The following is a 17,060-nucleotide window of genomic DNA, read 5'->3' on the forward strand; positions in this document are numbered from 1 at the left end:
AAACATACTGCTTCACGAAAAATTAAATATAAACACCTAGTTCTTAGCGTACACACCTAGGAACTAGGTACTAGAAACCCAGGAACTCTTGATGCGCCGCATTCCAACTATTATCACAATTGTCCTCGCATTCGCTATTATCGCGGTCGCTAGCCTACAAATCGCCAACCCACTCTCCATTTCTCAACAATGGCATTTATTGATGGGTGCGGAAGCGCAAGAGTTTGCCGATTTCAATTTTGTTTATGCGCAACTACCTCGTGCGGTGATGGCGATTATCGTCGGTGCGATGCTTGGTTTAGTCGGTAGTATGATGCAGCAATTAACTCAAAACTCACTCACTTCACCATTAACACTTGGCACCTCATCCGGCGCTTGGCTGGCATTAATTATCGTCAATGTGTTCTTTCCATCACTTGCGGCCGATCATACTGCGCTGGCAGCAATGGTCGGAGCCTTGTTTGCAATGGGCTTAGTGATAACGATTGCTGGGCCTAAAAACATTACAGGTTTACCCCTGATTTTATCCGGTATGGTGGTCAATATCCTCTTTGGCGCAATTGCGACCGCGATCATTTTACTCAACGATCAATACGCTAAAAATGTCTTTATTTGGGGAGCGGGTGATTTAGCTCAAAATGGTTGGGATATGGTGCATTGGTTATTACCGCGTATTTCTGTTGCGGTATTGCTACTTATTTTTGCCCCACGAATCTTAACCTTAATGCGTCTAGGTCACCAAGGTGCAGCAGCTCGTGGTTTAAATGTGATCCCGTTTTTTATTGTGTTGATAGGCTTAGGTTTATGGGTGGTATCTGCATCGATTACTGCGGTTGGTGTGATCAGTTTTATTGGCTTGTTATCACCGAATATCGCCCGAGCTTTAGGCGCTAGAACCGCCAAATCCGAACTATACACCAGCATGATCATTGGCAGTATGGCGTTAATGCTAACCGATATTTTGGCGCTATTACTCAGTCAATTAACCTTAGAAATGATACCAAGTGGCACGACCGCAGCCGCGATTGGCGCGCCAGCATTAGTGTGGTTTAGCCGCCGAGCATTAAAAGCACAAGATCAAATATCAATCAAATTACCGCCAAGTAAAGCGCAACTATCCCATTGGGCAATTCCATTATTAATCACATTTACCGCAGTGATGTTGTTCGTTTCCACCACCATAGCTATGAGTGATAACGGCTTACATTTTGCTATTCCAGACAGCTTTAGTTGGGCGCTTCGCTGGCCTCGTTTTATAACTGCCCTATCCGCCGGAATTGCTCTGGCTGCAGCAGGAACAGTATTACAACGACTCATTTATAATCCACTTGCTAGCCCAGACATTCTAGGTATTTCCGCAGGTGCGACGTTTGCTTTAGTGGCAGGTACTGTATTTTTTGGTGCTAACATTTTTGCATTCGGATCGTTGATTGCATTTGGTGGAAGTACTGCGGTACTGATTTTGTTGCTGTTACTCGGTCGCAAGAATCAATTCGCGCCATCAAGCATGGTGTTGATTGGTATAGCCATCACCGCGCTAATTGATTCTTTAGTACAGTTTGCTTTAGCTAAAGGCACGCAAGACAGTTACACCATTATTGGTTGGTTGGCCGGTTCAACTTATCGAGTCACTAGCACCGGAGCCGTAACTTTATCTATTAGCGTATTAATAATTTTCATTGGACTCATTTGCGTTTCCCGCTGGCTTACATTAATTTCAGCCGGACGACAATTTGCCGCCGCGCGCGGTTTAAATGTACAAGCCACCAGCGTTATTTTATTGTGCAGCGTGGCTTTGCTGTGTGCGTTAGTCACCACAACAATGGGACCTGTTGCTTTTGTAGGGTTACTGGCACCTCATATGGCTGTGATGCTAGGCGCCAAACAAGCGCGTTCACAATTGATCGTAGCAGGACTTTCAGGCGGGTTGTTAATGCTAATGTCGGACTGGATTGGCCAGACTATTTTATTCCCAATGCAAATTGCCGCCGGAACCGTTGTATCGATTGTCGGCGGCAGTTATTTCTTAGTGTTATTAATTCGAGGACAAAAAAGAGGCTAACCCATTTTATTTAAAGCAATAGCCTCTTTTTGAAGATAGCTCTATTGGCTAATACCCCAATGCGTCACTAAGGTTGTTTTATCTGAGCCTTCGAGCCAAATATTCACTTTTTCAAGTAAGCGGCTATTTTCCTTTTTCATCATGTAAACTTTGACACTTTTCGTACCTTCTAATATCGATGGAGAAGATACACAAAACACACCTTTTTCATGTAACTGATAATAGTTACCTTCAATTAAATCAGTGATCATGACATCAGCAGTGTTATCACGAATTCCCTGTAGGTTAGCCACGTTATCTTTCGTTCGAATGATTTTCGCATCAGTAATATGCTGATCAACGTAGGTTTGATTGGTGCCACCAGGGTTTACAATAACGCTAACACTAGGCTGATTAATATCTTGTAAGCTTGTTAATGGTTTATCATTGGTGCAATTACTTAGAATGATTTTTCCATTTTGTGCAACTGAATCAGACAGAGAAAACTGTTCTGCCCGCTTTGCTGTTTTCGTCACACCACCCGCAGCTATATCAAATTTATCTGCGGCAAGATCTTGCGAAAGTGTTGGCCACGTCGTCTCCACAAAGCGTACTTTCAGGTTCAATGAATGCGCAAGACGCGTCGTCATATCCACATCAAACCCTTCCAAGTCACCTGATTTATTGTGGTATGAAAGGGGTGAATAATCTCCAGTTAAACCAACTTTAAGTTCTCCACTTTGTGTTATTTCATCCCAAGAGCGAGCTTGCGCACCTTGTGACATCAATAAAGCACACGCCATAAGGGCTAAAGGTTGCATCACTTTTCTTTTTTTATTATTTAATCTCATCCGTATTTACATCCATTGTTTAATCGGTTTCATTATGATCACCACGAAGTCATTCGCTATGATTGTTTATTTTCACTCCATCAAACTATACCAATATTACTAAAAAATCACCTGTGCCCAACGTGCTAGTCCTGCCGTTACTGAACCAAAATAGTTACCACTGACAATGGGAATATTGGGCAATTGTGCTTCTAATGCTTGGCGCAAGAATGGAGAACGAGCACTTCCGCCTGTCATAAAGATCACATCCGGTTGCTTATTCGTTGGAGACAAGCTCGCTTGTGCCATGACTTCGGTTACTAGCTCCATCATTTTTAAGGTTGGACTTTGCACCGCTTCAACCATGTCATGGTGGTTAATATCCAACTCTAATACTTCTTTAGCGACTGGAATAAGTAATGCGTGTTTATCACTATCCGATAAACCGATTTTAGCTTCTTCCGCTTTACGCACGATTTGGTAACCCAAAGTATGTTGATACACCGCCAATAGACGCGCCAACTTATCAGGATCTTGAGCTTCTTTTTTCAATAGGGTCAACGCTTTGAAATTGCTGGATTGGTAGAAATCTTTTTGCGCCACCACGTTGTTAATGGCAATAGGATTCCAAAATTGGGTGATAGGCATTTCGATACCACTATTTTTTGAAGAACTTAGCGTCTGTGAGCCCTTAATTTTAGAACCGAGACCAAACAGTGGCATGATTTGTTTAAAAGCTAAGTGAATATCCAGATCGTTACCGCCGACACGTTGGCCACTATGCCCTAACAAACTGGAGGTGCGGTCTGCCATTGATACAAAACTTGGCCCCATCTCAATCAATGAGCAATCGGTCGTACCACCGCCAATATCAACCACTAATACCGTTTTATTTTCGCTGAGGGTGCTTTCATATTCCAAGCCTGCCGCCACTGGCTCAAATTGGAACTCAATATCTTTAAAGCCCGCGCGACTCGCCGCATTGCGTAAAATACCTTCGGCTTGACGGTTGGCCTCTTCCCCACCACGGCCATGAAAGTTAATCGGACGACCAATCACGGCTTGTTCAATGTCTTGTTGGGTTGTGTTTTCGGCTTTGGTTTTGATATTTTTCATCATGGCGCAAACCAAATCTTCGAAGAAACTCAGTTGCATTGGTTGCAAGCCATTTGCGCCTAAAAATGATTTAGGCGATTTGACGTAATACACTTCTTGGGGATCATCAAGGTAAGTATCAAGCGCTTGTTGGCCAAATTGCATATCGCCAAGTTGCAGTTGAATATCTTCTTCTCGGTTGAGGTTTATCGCTCGACGTAATGCTTGTTCACCTTCTGTATCTTTTGGCTGAACTTGCATGAAACGATATAAATATTCAGTGACAGATTCACGGGTTGGGGCGCAGAGCGTCGAGGGAATATAATAATTGTCTGCTTCTAGAGGCAATAATATTGGAGAGTTGCCATCCATCATAGCAACGGAACAATTTGCTGTCCCATAATCAAAACCAATAAACATCTAAAGCCTCGCTCACCAAATCTAAAAAGGCTGGCGATAGTACCTTATTTTTCTTTACGAGGGCAATTATCACATAAATTACGACCTTCACACCGATATACCATGCAGCAGGTGGTACGAACAAAACGCCATTGATTGGTGGTAAGTTCAAAGGTAAGTGATTGCAATGCTTTTAAAGGAAGACCAAAGGCTTGCAGCCATAACTGAGCTTGTTCGGGGATATATTGTTGCGGTAAATCTTTATGCAGCTCTTGCAAGCGCAATAAAGCCACTACCAATGCATCCGCCAATAAGTGATTGGTAAAGCCTGGGCGAATTCGAATATGTTGGTCTAACTGCTCACGGTAATGCTCAAAGAGCGGTTTTAACTCCGCAGCGGCAGTAGCAATAAGATGTTCAGGTGTGCCGTCATGCATAGGCACATCTTGAAGCGTAAACCCTGCGACAAAATTAGCCTCACCTTTCCAATGCTGAGTCATTCCCGATAACGAGGGAAGAGCATTAAGGCTATAAATACTGATAAAACTAATATAAACCGGCTGCCAAACGAGCAGGGTCCATGTACGATTTAACCAATACGCATGCCCAGCTTCTGGATGTGCGACTTGTAATTTGGCATAAATTTCTTGCAATAAATCCTGATTATTTTTATTCGCAAACAGCTTATCTTCAAAGCCCATATTGGCATTGAAACTAGCATCCTGATCCAGTAATTCACCTCTTAGATAAGGTGTCACATGGTCAGCAAAATGAAATAATTGTTGGTAACGAGGATCACTCACAAGATATCTCTACAAAAATCAAGAAAGGTAATGATACTGATTTGTATTTACATGTAAAGCATTTTGAATTCGATATTTGCTCTATATAAAGCTTCATTGACACAGAGCAAATATCTTATCTATACCCGTTTTACTTGAAGCTAGAAATTATAGTCAAACTTCAATTCAACGGTGCGCTCTTGGCCATACCAACAGTTGGTGGAGTCATAACAAGTAAAATTATCAGTATCGAAGATATTATTGGCACTTACGCTGACTTGTGCGCCTTGTAAATTATCGCTTAGGTTCGATAAATCATAACCAGCAGATAAATCAACTAAGGTGTAATCAGGCACTTTATCGGTATTGGCCGCATCCATTTCACGTTCACCAATGTAGCGAACACCACCACTTAAACGAGTACCCGCCAGTAAGCCGTTATATAAATAATAATCGGTCCATAAGCTAGCAGCGTGTTTCGGTACATAAATCGGTGCGTTACCTTCTAAACCTGTCGTATCTTTGGTGACTTCCATATCGGTATACGCATAACCGACATTAACATTCCAGTTTGCGGTTAACGCAAAGCGCCCTTCTAGTTCCACACCTTGAGAGCGAACTTCGCCTATCTGCATTTTATCTTGATAGGTTGGATCGTTTGGATCTGCAACCACCACATCACTTTTCACAATATGAAACACTGAAGCGGTTAATGAGGTTGCGTAATCTGCAGAAAGATACTTAACACCACCTTCCACTTGCTGACCAATCGATGGGTCAAACACCTTCCCGCTTGCATCCGCGCCAGCAACAGGTTCAAAGCTGGTGGCGTAATTGATATATGGCGACCAACCACTATCAAATTCATACAAGGCACCTACCCGGTAAGAGAAATTATTTTGATCAATATCAGTTTTGGTCCCCGCATAATCGCTGGTTGATTGATAGTTATCAAACCGACCACTCGCGATCAAGACCACCTTATTAATCCGCATTTGATCTTGTAAATACAAACCTAATTGTTCGACTTTAATATCATCGATATAAACACCAGCTTCCGTCACTTTAGAGCGATCAATCTGATTATTATTCGGGGCGAACGCATTGAAACTTGGTGCGGTATAGCCACCGTCATAACCATAACTGGTATAATTCGAGCTGCCTTTTAAGTATTGATAATCCACACCCAGCAATACATTATGGTCCACCGAACCGGTGGCGAATTTACCCGACAATTGGTTATCAATGGTAAAACCTTTTGACTCTTCATCAGTGCTATAAATATAACGGTCTAAGTTTCCAGTGGTTGGATCCCAACCAGATGCCGAGTGGTACGTATTTTCTTGATAAAGATCGGCTTTCATAAAGCGTGCATTTTGTAAGAATGACCAATTATCACTAAAGGAATGATCAATCTTATAACCCGCCATCCAGAACTCACGCTCAAAATCACTCCAATTTTTATCCCCCATATAAGTATCTTTATCAATGCTGCCATTCGGGTTATCAAACACCGAACCCGATGCAGGCATGGCAGAGTTCATCCCCATTGAAGGATCATTTTGATAATAAAAATTGAAGTTAATTAGCGTGCTATCTGTAACATACCAATCAATTGATGGCGCAATCACATAACGTTCTTCTTCGGTATAATTAACCTGACCATCTTTTTTACGCGCTTTTGCCACTAAGCGATAGTACACATCACTCGCACCAAACTGCCCAGTGGTATCAATGGTCGCTTGTGTCAAATTACCAGTGCCAGTCGAAACAGAAACATCCGTGTTACTTTGCTTTTGAGGAGCTTTCGCCATTAAGTTAACCATGCCACCTGGCGGCATAGATCCATATAACACTGAGCTTGGCCCTTTAAACACCTCAACTCGTTCCAAAGCAATAGGATCGATTTGTGGCTGTAAGTTCCAACCGACTAAATACTGCAACACCAAACCATCGTAGTACATTTGGTTGTTATCAAAACCACGGATGTTGTAGTTGTCATACATGCTGACACTGCCTCCTTTAAGTTCAGCATTCACACCCGGCGCATAACGCAACGCTTGTTGAACCGTTTCGGCTCCACGAATATCCATTTGGTTAGAATCGATCACCGTAATGGCTTGCGGAGTTTCCTCTGGTTGTAGTGAGGTTTTCGTCGCAGTATTACGATACATTTGACCTAACACGGTAAGATTTTCTTGGTTTGTTTCCACAGTTGTATTGTTATTTTCTTCTGCCATTAAAGAAGAGGTAAATAAAATACTGGCGATGGCAAAAGCAATGGGACTAACACGGTAGAATGGTTGGGAGGTAGAGCTTGGCATATTCCTTTCCTGCACAATAAATACAAATGATAATGGTTATCATTATGCATTTTAATAGACAGAAAAGTTAACAATTTGGGGCATGTTTACAATTTTGGGGAACTTTTATTGGTTAAACCTATCCTCGTTAATAATCACATCTCAACATAGGTCTTTGGTAGATTCAATATTGACTATTTCACTGAAATACCGGGTGAACGTGATCATTCATGACATAAACGACCACGTTCTTATCAAAAATTATAAGTGAGTAACAAATGTCCCTTCAGGAACGACAGGTAAATATTTTTTATAAAAATCACGATAAGCAGCTTTAGGGTCAAGATCACTAAAAAGATCTGGGTACAACGCTTTCGCATAAAATTGCAGCATAGCGCCATCTAAAATAGTTCGACATGCACCATGATAAGCAGCGTACATGCGATTATTTTTTACCGCTGATATTGTTGACCATCCTGTACGATTTTTAAATTTAGCTAAACGTTGCTTCGCTAAGTTTTCATCAACGCCTTGTCCCATCAACATAGAATCATTACCTGAACCTGATTCATAACCGGTAATAACGATAACATCTGGATTCGATACGATGATTTGCTCTGGATTTAATTTGCCCCACCACTCAACAAAAGGGGCTGAGATATTATCGCCTCCCGCCATCGTTGCCATTGCGCCCCACATATTTTTACCAAAGGTATACCCAATTTCATTAACCCCAGATGCGCCATATTCTGTATAAATTTTTGGTTTAGGTAAATTCGCCTTTTTTAAACGATCAGTGATCATTTCTAAATTCTGCTTATATTCATCCGCAATTTTTTTTGCTCGCGCTTGTTGCCCGGTGATCACACCAATTAACTCAGTACTCTTTACATGGTTTTCTAACGTTTGTGCATTGTAATCCACGACTAAAACAGGAATGCCCGCTTCTTCAATACGAGTAATATCAGAGCCTAAACCTTTATATTGCCACTCAGCGAGCATCAATAAATCTGGACGGAGGCTAATTACCTTTTCGACTGAAAAAGTATTGGTATCAACACGGCCTATTCCCGGTATTTTATCTAAAGATGGTCGGTGTTTTACATAAAGTTCCCAATTAGATGAACGTGCTTGCCAAATATATTTCGACATACCCACCACATTGTCGTATGCCTTTTCAGTTCCTATCGCCATATAATCTTCAGGATAGAACCCAACAATTACTCTTTGAGCGGGAGCATTGAATGTCACTTCTCGCCCAAGGATATCGGTTACTGTAGTGACTTGTGAAAAGACAAAAGAACTAAAAAAAAGAGCCATAATGCTCAAGAGTTTTATATGCATGTACCAAGCCTTTTATAAATGAGAAGGAATAAAAAAGTAGGCCACGATTCTAGCTGTATAACAAATAAACATGCAAATAGTATTTATTATCAATTGCATTTATAGGGTTTTGACATAAAATACATTGCCGTTGATTACCCCATCAATATTTCCATTCACAGTATTAAGAATCAAGTAATTAGGTCATTGTAATGCAAAGTACCATGCTGCTAGAAGCGATTGAAAAACAAAGAAAAAGTGAACGTCGACGTATTATGATTATTAGCCTTTTCTGCTTTATTCTTCTGGCTTCATTTATTCTCGATGTCATGACTGGCCCTTCAATGCTTGATGCATCTCGAGTGATCAATGCGTTATTAGGATCCATCGGATTACCTTTTCAAGTTGATCCTTCAACCCATGTCATCGTGACAAATTTACGTTTGCCGATTGCATTAATGGCTATTATTGTCGGCGGCGCTCTAGGAATGGGCGGCGCTGAAATGCAAACCTTATTAAATAACCCAATGGCGAGTCCATATACGTTGGGTATGGCAGCGGCGGCTGGATTTGGCGCGGCACTGATGCTCTACATCGGATCATTGGGAATGAACAGCGATTATGCCGTCCCTATTGGTGCATTTGTATTCTGTATGCTCTCCGCATGTTTCTTATTCGCACTTGCTTCAATGAGGCATATTACTTCAGGGCAGTTAATCCTTGCAGGTATCGCGCTGCTATTTTTATTTCAATCCTTACTATCTTTAGTCCAATTCATCTCATCCCCTGAATTAAGCCAACAAATACTATTTTGGCTATTTGGAAGTTTATCCAAAGCAACGTGGACTAACGTAGCGATTACATCCGTTGTCATCATTGGTGGTTTCATTCTATTAATGAAAGACTCTTGGAAACTAACCGCGTTACGACTAGGTGAAGAACGAGCGAAAAGTGTTGGCGTAAACGTGGCGGCTCTACGATTAAGAACCCTCTTTATTGTCGCGGTAATGACCGCAACAATAACCAGTTTTGTCGGAATTATTGGTTTTATTGGGATCGTAGCCCCTAATATTTCAAAAATACTGGTTGGTGAGGATCAACGATTCTTTCTGCCTCTCTCTTTTTTAATTGGCGCATTTCTTCTTTCTACCGCATCGGTACTATCAAAAGTTATCGTCCCCGGAGCCTTATTTCCTATTGGGATCGTCACTGCCATCATCGGAGTTCCTTTCTTTTTTTGGCTTATTATTATGAAGCGAGGTTAGTCGTGCTCATTGCAGATCATATACATATTCAAATAGGCACATTAACTCTCGCTGAAGATATGAGCTTTCGTTTACCCCAAGGGCAAGTCACGGCTATTTTAGGCCCAAATGGCACCGGGAAAAGCACGCTACTAAAAGCATTATTTGGTGATATAAAACTCGATAAAGGTAGCATCAGTCACTCACAAGAATCTCTCTCCTATCAGTCTCTTTCTCAATGGCGAAATCGATTTGGTTACATGCCTCAAGACATTCATCTTGATGTTAATTTAACCGTTATTGAAGTCATATTGTTGGGACGCTTAGATGCTCTTAGTTTACGTGTTGATGAAAGCATGCTAACAGAAGCATTGAACATCTTAGATAATATGGGACTGTCGCATTTAGCGAACCGAAATGTCAGTACATTAAGTGGCGGGCAAAGCCAAATGGTGCTGTTTGCTCAAGCATTAATGAGAAATCCTAAAATCATGATGCTAGATGAACCTGTCAGCGCCCTCGATTTACACCATCAGCATGTCTTGCTTAACCACCTTTGTTACAAAACTCGTACTCAGCAATATATTTCTATTATGGTATTACATGATCTAAACCTTGCCGCTCAGTATGCGGATAATTTGCTCGTGATGAAACAGGGAAAACTCGTCGCCTTTGGCGCACCATCCGATATATTAACCTCAGAATTAATACAAGATGTGTACAACGTAGAAGCGCAAGTATTCATCGATGACAGTGGCATTCCATTTGTAAGAACTCTACGGACACAAACGGCATAAAAGCATCACATACAATGTCTTTTGAATAAGGTTACAACTCTAAAATGAAATTGAATCATTTACAGCGCGATTGGAATTTATTGTCTGCCGCCGGGCGAGTTTTAGTCTTCAATAGTTTTAGCTTTAATCTTGGCTTTTATATGTTATTGCCTTATTTGGCGGAACATTTACAAAACTTAGGCTTTAGTGGTTGGTATATTGGATTCATCATTGGTCTGCGTGTCCTGAGCCAACAAGGATTATTTCTGGTTGGAGGAACTCTCGGGGACAAATTTGGTTATAAAACCATGATCCTTTGGGGTTGTATTATTCGTATCATTGGTTTTATTTTACTGGCGGTCAGCACAAACTTTACCACGATTGTATTAGGTGCATTTTTTACTGGATTTGCTGGTGCCTTATTTACCCCAAGTAGCCAAGCTTACCTTGCTTCTGAGTACCCAGATAACCAAGAAAGAAATCGCGTTTTTGTTCTACAGCGACTCGCCAGTGAAGCTGGTATGTTAATTGGTCCATTGATCGGATTAAGTTTATTCACAATGGATTTTTTATGGGTTGGCATCAGTTCAGCGGCTATTTTTTCCATTTTACTGGTATTACAATGGCACTACTTACCGACCAATACAAAAGTACAACACTCAGATCCAAAGCAGCTATTTTTGCTTGATTGGTGGGTAATGTTACAAAACAAACCTTTTATCTACTTTGCCCTCGCGACATCCGCTTATCCAATACTTTTCCATCAACTCTACCTAAGTATTCCACATCAAATTAGAACTCAAACCGGCGATCCATCGATCATCACAGTGGTATTTATGGTGTCATCATTAATGGGTGTATTACTACAACTTCCAACTAGCCACTGGGTAGAGAAAAAGTTAGGAGTCGCAAAAGGGATGGGTTTAGGTATATCGATTATGGGTGGTGCATTTCTGATGTTAGATCTGAACACCCCATTTTGGCCTTCATTACCATTTGTTTTATGTGCCGCCTTACTCAGTATAGGCTCGATGATGATTTATCCACTTATCGGCGCTTACATACCTCGATTTTCCACCCCATCACGTTTAGCCAGTTATTATGGTTTACATTCCTGCATTGGTGGTTTCTTCGCTTTTCTCGGTAATTGGATTGCAGGCTGGTTACTCGATATACCTGACTTTAATCCCATGTGGCTATGGGTCGGATTCTCGTCTATCAGTATCGCTTCAGGAATTTGGCTGTACCATCAAATACTTAGCAGCAATACCTCGCAAGCCTAACTACAACAGTAGTTGTAACTTGTGCTCTATCACTGGATCATCCGGTGCAATCTGTTGCGCGACTTCCAAAAGTTGTACGGCATCTTGAGGGTTTGCTTTTTGATGCTTAACGGCAATATTTACTAAAGTCTGAACATCAATTTTTGCCTGATGTTCTTGTACATGTTCCTTTTTTTCATCAATCAAAACATTGTGTGCCTTGCTCAGTAGTTGCAAACGATGAACAGAGTTAGCATTCGCCTTATTGAGTTTATGATAATAGTCCTCTTTCAAGCGAAGTGTTTTGGTTTGATGACGAAACTGAGCAATATCTATTTGTTGATGGCGAATAAAATCCACAGCGACTTGCTTATAAAAACCAAATTTATTGAGATAGGTTGCATGAGTGCCATGCCCCATTCCAAAGACTCTTAAATGCGTCAATTCAGGGTAACGCTTTGCATGCAATCGATCGATTTTATTGGTCGGATCATAAATAATATAACCTTTGGCATTCCCAAGATCCAAATCGTGATAATCACCTTCCCAATCAAACTGTTGAGCAATTTCAGTGCTGGTTCTGTTATCCCATGGGGCAAGATCTTTGTTCTTAGTACTGACAGGATGAAATAGCAGTACCTGATTTAATTTAAGTAATTTCGAAAAAGCACCAATAGCGAAACCACCTCGACTCAGTCCATAACCTAAACGAGACTCAAAGGGCGTAAGTAATGTTGATAATTGCTCGAGAAAGAAAATGACGTTGCGATTACGAAACCAGTTACTTTTACCCAGATGCTGAAAGGCAATAATGTTAACGTTTTGTTTCTGGGCAAGTGTATAGCCCCAAGGCGAAAAGTCCGAATGTAAGTCCTGTTCTTGTAGATTGGTGCCAGCAGGCGAGAAGGTGAACAGTAAGGGTTTGTTAAGATCAACAAATTGATATTTCACAAAAACACCGTCAAGTATATCCTCTCCAGACATTGGTAGCCTGGCTTGCTGCTCTTGTCGAGCAAGCGCTGACCATTCATCCAACCAATACAGTAACTTCATTTATCCTCCATCTAAATTGCCCTTAAGCAATTGTCTTAAAATTTATTATTTATGTGTCATATTCATCATAAACGGTGTCATCAGTGCTCTTTTAAAAACTGGGTTTTGGCTTGTTCACTAAATTGAGAAATATCTATTTTCTGGTGCTGGATAAATTGCTCGACCATCTGGTTGTAAAAATCTTTCCTATCCAACTCATTAGGATGTACGCCATGGCCCATGCCGACGACTTTAAAGTGAGTCAATTCAGGGTAACGTTGTGCATGACGCCGATCTATATCGTTGGTGGGATCATAAATAATATAACCATCGGCTTTTCCCAGATCTCGATCATGATAATGATCTTCCCAATTAAACTGCTGTGCTAATTCAGTGCTGGATCGGTCATCCCATGGCACTAGAGATTTATTTTTACTGCTCACAGGATAAAACAATAAAATATGGTCAAGCTTGAGCAGATTAGCGAACGCACCAATGGCAAACCCTCCTCGGCTTAAGCCATAACCTAAACGGCACGGAAAGGGCATCAACATCATGGATAATTGTTCAAGAAAATCGATTAAGTTAGAGCTGCGGAACCAATTGCTAACACCGAGGTGTTGGAAAGAAATAATATTCACTTGTTGCTGTTGAGCTAATTGATAACCCCAAGGAGAAAAGTGAGGGTGTAAATCCTGCTCTTTTATATCGGTGCCGGAAGGAGAAAAAGTAAACAGTAATGGTTTGTTTAAATCCACTAAATCATATTTAACAAACACGTTATCTAGTAGGCTGGATCCGGAGAATGGTAGTTTGGATTGCTGATCTTCTTGAGAAAGGGATATCCATTCACTCAACCAGTACAATAACTTCATTTATCCTCTCTGTTGAGCTGTATGGACGGCGCACTTTATCAAAAAAGTAAGAAAAATGATAGATGACAGACTTCTACGCAATCGGCAGCCAATACTCCATATACGCTTGCGGGCTATCTGCTTGATAATCCGGGCTATACATTTCCAACTCAATTCCATCGATGCCACGGTAACCACTGTTTGGCAACCAATGTGAGATCAGCCATTCCAATCGGTGTTTTAATCCGCTAATTGGACCAACATGAGGTAGCACAACATATTCTTGTGTTGGAACCTCGAAATAATGAAGCGAGCGTTGGTCTACGTTGGTGTTGGTGTTGGTGTTGGTGCTAATAGATAGACTACCGGTAGGTAAGCTGTCAACAGGCATGCCAGCCCAATAGTCTAGAGTTTGCGGTTCAAGGGACGGATATTCAATAACATCACGGGAGGCATCAACGACTCCAATAAAGGTTTGAGCTAATGGAGATATAAAACATGATGAGTGTTGATGAAATCGCTGCCAAATTTTTGGCACTTCACTCTCAAAATTAGGGTTGAGAGAAAAGAGTCCTGTTATTGCGCCGCGGCAGCCTTCAATGAAAAATTGTGGTTTATGCTCGATGCGGATCTGAATAAATCTGGGATCGATTGGGCTATCAAACAATGTACATCCAACACTATGATTGGCTTTTGAGGCTAGCATTAAAGCGGTTATCGGTTGGCGTAATCCAGTGCGCAAACCTCTTTGTTTATACGCCCGAGGGGAACAAGAAAAGAACTGTTTAAAAGCACGACTAAAACTGATTTCCGAACTAAAACCAAATTGAAAAGCAATGTCTACAATTCGTTCTGAGCGTGAGTACAATAATAACTCTGCAGCCTTACTTAGTTTAATCTCACGAACATATTGCGCGACACTCAAGCCAGTTTTGGCACTAAATACACGCTGTAATTGCCAGCGAGACCAACAACTTTTTTGGGACAAATCATCAAGTGTTAACGGTAAATCCAAATGATGGTGGATATAGTCCAACACCTTTTCAATACGATTAAAGTGCGCTCCAAAATTAGCGCTGACCTCATCATTCACTTTCACCTCAACAGCAATCATTACGCGGCAAACGCCTCCGAATCGTGCTCTACTTTTGAGGATTCATCTTGTTGTTCTTTATTTTCTAAAAAGACAATCCAAGTTTGCGCTGAAGCCGATGGTTGTTTTTCATTTAAACGTTTTGCTTCTGCTAATGCATCGTTGTATTTCTCTAACCGATACAGTAATTGAATTTTTGCCAATCCAAATTCCTTCACTTTCGCATAAGGTTTAGCTTTATCTATCACTTTATTGGCTTCTACATAATGCTTTTGCTGAATTAATAATTGCGATAATGGCCAATAATATTGAGCATCACGATGCGCTAGAGATTGCCAAGTTTCAATCGCTTTCGGCCATTCACGCGCTACCTGCCAATATTGCGCTTGAAGTTTATGATTCGCGATGGTTTTGGTCTCTGGAAATTGGTTAAACATCTCACCTAAAATACGTGCAGCACGTTCTGGTATTTTATTTTGTGCATACAATTGTGATAAGACTTTATAGTCATTCGCGGTAAAATCTAACGCTTGTTTTTTGGCTAAGGCATAAGTACTTAAAGCCGCCTCATTACGCCCTTGTTGTAATTGAGCAGAAATCTGTTGTTGCCACCAGCTCTTATTATCCGGTTCAAGTCGGATCAAGTTACTCAATGTGCTTTCGGCATTTTTCCATTGTTTTAATCGTAACTCTGCCACCACTTGGATCCGTAGCGCTTGAAGTTTGTGTTTAGGATCTTGCGTTCGGTACAAAATAATATAGCGCTTAACTTGTTGCCAATTCTGTTGCTGGTAATAACTGGCTGCAATACGAAAATATAGTTGATTAACATCTTTGGCATGCGATAATTTTTCTTTGCCTGTCGCGTCATATTTCACCGCTAACGTTTTTTGATAGGCTGAAACCGCACCAGAAAAATCTTGCTGAGAATATAAAATATCGCCCAGCATTCTTTGTGTTTGCCACTGCGCTTTCGGCTCTAACGCCTTTAAGTTAACCGACGTGGTTAAAGCTTTGATCGATTGTTTAGGCTGCTCAGCCTGCCAATAATAAATACCTAAAACTCGATTAACGAACGCAGTGTCATAATCATTTTTTGGCGTAAAACTGCTGAGTACTTCAATCGCTTTCGGCAAATGTCCTTCTTGTTCTAATTGGCTCGCTTGAACCAACTTCTTTCCTGTATATGGAGTGACATTTTGACTAAATACTAAGCTAGAAAAACTAAGTAATAGGCACAGAGTCACAACCTGAAAGCAGCATTTAGCCACATGAGAAAATAGGCTATTGAGTTTGCATATTATCGATTGAGTTGACGTCATCATTGGCTGATCTTAAATTCAATTTTCACTTGTTGATTAGGCTGCTTCACGGCTTTACCACCTTCGATCTGTGGTTGGTATTTCCAATTTCTTAATGCTTGCACCGCAGAACGAACGAAAGCTTTACTTGGCTGCGCTTGAACCACTTGAATATCTTCCGGTCTACCCGATTCATTAATGGTAAAAGACATCACGACAAACCCTTCCACTCGACGTTGTAACATACGCGATGGATAATTGGGTTCAGCTCGATACAAAGGCATCGCTTGTTGCTGCTGACCGATATCACCCATTGAAGGCCCATTTGCCATCGAGGTATCAATGGTTGGCATATTAACGGCAACACCAAAATCGGATAACGCCAAGCTAGTATCGAGTGTCGCTTGTGGTGCATCCAGCTGAGGACTTGCCATTGCAGGACTTGATGGCGAAGATAATTCCTGTGGTTGCTCGGGCACTTTTGGCGGCTCTGGCAATTGGCGCTGCCGGCGTTGCGATTGAGAATCTTGCTCTTGCATCACCATATCAAACATCAAAGCTGGCCCATTATCAGTGGCGCCTTTTTTCACGCTACCCACCATCCACGACATAAAACAAAACAATGCTATCGCCGTGACTAAAGCTAAAGGGATCGCTATCAACATCCGCTTGAGAGAATGATGTGCATCCAACTGAGGATTAAATATCTCACTCATCGGTTAATC

Annotated in this window: 14 protein-coding genes; 4 read left to right on the top strand and 10 right to left on the bottom strand. The window is 41.2% G+C overall.

The genetic code is table 11. From position 1 onward, the window contains the following. Positions 1–91 precede the first annotated feature (91 nt). A complete protein-coding gene (gene fhuB / locus HC725_RS13490) occupies positions 92–2,062 on the top strand; it encodes a Fe(3+)-hydroxamate ABC transporter permease FhuB (protein WP_190332344.1) in 1,971 nt (656 codons plus the stop codon). 41 nt (positions 2,063–2,103) lie between these two features. Here fhuB and HC725_RS13495 read toward each other — a convergent pair whose 3' ends face one another. The 5 genes from HC725_RS13495 to HC725_RS13515 form a co-directional block, all read right to left on the bottom strand. Then, positions 2,104–2,892, bottom strand: a complete 789-nt coding sequence (locus HC725_RS13495; RefSeq protein ID WP_238928508.1) for a transporter substrate-binding domain-containing protein — start codon at positions 2,890–2,892, stop codon at positions 2,104–2,106. 99 nt (positions 2,893–2,991) lie between these two features. Next, positions 2,992–4,386 (bottom strand): molecular chaperone, encoded by a 1,395-nt coding sequence (yegD, locus tag HC725_RS13500; protein WP_190332345.1) that lies wholly within the window; start codon positions 4,384–4,386, stop codon positions 2,992–2,994. Positions 4,387–4,430: 44 nt separating this feature from the next. After that, entirely contained in the window at positions 4,431–5,168 is a 738-nt protein-coding gene (locus HC725_RS13505) for a siderophore ferric iron reductase (RefSeq protein ID WP_190332346.1), read from the bottom strand. 140 nt (positions 5,169–5,308) lie between these two features. Further along, on the bottom strand, positions 5,309–7,471 hold the full coding sequence (locus HC725_RS13510) for a TonB-dependent siderophore receptor (protein WP_190332347.1): 2,163 nt from the start codon (positions 7,469–7,471) through the stop codon (positions 5,309–5,311). A gap of 240 nt (positions 7,472–7,711) precedes the next feature. Beyond that, a complete protein-coding gene (locus HC725_RS13515; protein ID WP_190332348.1) occupies positions 7,712–8,794 on the bottom strand; it encodes an ABC transporter substrate-binding protein in 1,083 nt (360 codons plus the stop codon). Positions 8,795–8,985: 191 nt separating this feature from the next. Between HC725_RS13515 and HC725_RS13520 the strand changes: the two genes are divergently transcribed. The 3 genes from HC725_RS13520 to HC725_RS13530 are packed head-to-tail and all read left to right on the top strand — an operon-like array spanning position 8,986 to position 12,076. Then, positions 8,986–10,038, top strand: a complete 1,053-nt coding sequence (locus HC725_RS13520; protein WP_190332349.1) for a FecCD family ABC transporter permease — start codon at positions 8,986–8,988, stop codon at positions 10,036–10,038. Between the two features lie 2 nt (positions 10,039–10,040). Next, positions 10,041–10,814, top strand: coding sequence for an ATP-binding cassette domain-containing protein (locus HC725_RS13525; RefSeq protein WP_190332350.1), 774 nt, complete (start codon positions 10,041–10,043; stop codon positions 10,812–10,814). A 44-nt stretch (positions 10,815–10,858) separates the two neighbouring features. Beyond that, positions 10,859–12,076, top strand: coding sequence for an MDR family MFS transporter (locus HC725_RS13530; RefSeq protein ID WP_190332351.1), 1,218 nt, complete (start codon positions 10,859–10,861; stop codon positions 12,074–12,076). On the opposite strand, the gene HC725_RS13535 is transcribed toward HC725_RS13530, so the two are convergent. The 5 genes from HC725_RS13535 to HC725_RS13555 form a co-directional block, all read right to left on the bottom strand. After that, positions 12,077–13,108, bottom strand: a complete 1,032-nt coding sequence (locus HC725_RS13535) for a cytosolic protein (RefSeq protein WP_190332352.1) — start codon at positions 13,106–13,108, stop codon at positions 12,077–12,079. 80 nt (positions 13,109–13,188) lie between these two features. Continuing rightward, positions 13,189–13,962, bottom strand: a complete 774-nt coding sequence (locus HC725_RS13540) for a cytosolic protein (protein ID WP_190332353.1) — start codon at positions 13,960–13,962, stop codon at positions 13,189–13,191. Positions 13,963–14,035: 73 nt separating this feature from the next. Continuing rightward, on the bottom strand, positions 14,036–15,055 hold the full coding sequence (locus HC725_RS13545; protein WP_190332354.1) for an AraC family transcriptional regulator: 1,020 nt from the start codon (positions 15,053–15,055) through the stop codon (positions 14,036–14,038). After that, entirely contained in the window at positions 15,055–16,359 is a 1,305-nt protein-coding gene (locus HC725_RS13550; RefSeq protein WP_238928509.1) for a tetratricopeptide repeat protein, read from the bottom strand. Before HC725_RS13550 ends, HC725_RS13545 begins: the two co-directional genes overlap by 1 nt. Beyond that, a complete protein-coding gene (locus HC725_RS13555; RefSeq protein ID WP_190332355.1) occupies positions 16,356–17,051 on the bottom strand; it encodes an energy transducer TonB in 696 nt (231 codons plus the stop codon). Before HC725_RS13555 ends, HC725_RS13550 begins: the two co-directional genes overlap by 4 nt. Positions 17,052–17,060 lie beyond the last annotated feature (9 nt).

Source organism: Vibrio sp. S17_S38, assembly GCF_014694375.1.
Lineage (GTDB): Bacteria > Pseudomonadota > Gammaproteobacteria > Enterobacterales > Vibrionaceae > Vibrio.